Source organism: Enterobacter sp. CGMCC 5087, from assembly GCF_003144775.1.
In the GTDB taxonomy this organism is placed as follows: Bacteria; Pseudomonadota; Gammaproteobacteria; order Enterobacterales; family Enterobacteriaceae; genus Enterobacter; species Enterobacter cloacae_M.
In genome coordinates this window covers 1-542 of record NZ_QFXN01000369.1, presented here as the reverse complement: position 1 = coordinate 542, position 542 = coordinate 1, and the positions used below count along the sequence as shown (strand labels likewise).

Sequence of the window (542 nt, the reverse complement as noted above, 5' to 3'; positions counted from 1 at the left end):
TTGGTGCCTTCGGGAACTCTGAGACAGGTGCTGCATGGCTGTCGTCAGCTCGTGTTGTGAAATGTTGGGTTAAGTCCCGCAACGAGCGCAACCCTTATCCTTTGTTGCCAGCGGTCCGGCCGGGAACTCAAAGGAGACTGCCAGTGATAAACTGGAGGAAGGTGGGGATGACGTCAAGTCATCATGGCCCTTACGAGTAGGGCTACACACGTGCTACAATGGCGCATACAAAGAGAAGCGACCTCGCGAGAGCAAGCGGACCTCATAAAGTGCGTCGTAGTCCGGATTGGAGTCTGCAACTCGACTCCATGAAGTCGGAATCGCTAGTAATCGTAGATCAGAATGCTACGGTGAATACGTTCCCGGGCCTTGTACACACCGCCCGTCACACCATGGGAGTGGGTTGCAAAAGAAGTAGGTAGCTTAACCTTCGGGAGGGCGCTTACCACTTTGTGATTCATGACTGGGGTGAAGTCGTAACAAGGTAACCGTAGGGGAACCTGCGGTTGGATCACCTCCTTACCTTAAAGAACCTGCCTTTG

At 53.3% G+C, this 542-nt stretch carries 1 rRNA gene; it reads left to right on the top strand.

Features of this window, described 5'->3' with window-relative positions:
- Positions 1–522: ribosomal RNA gene (locus tag DEO48_RS26460) — 16S ribosomal RNA — on the top strand; the annotation flags it as partial.
- Positions 523–542: the final 20 nt, after the last annotated feature.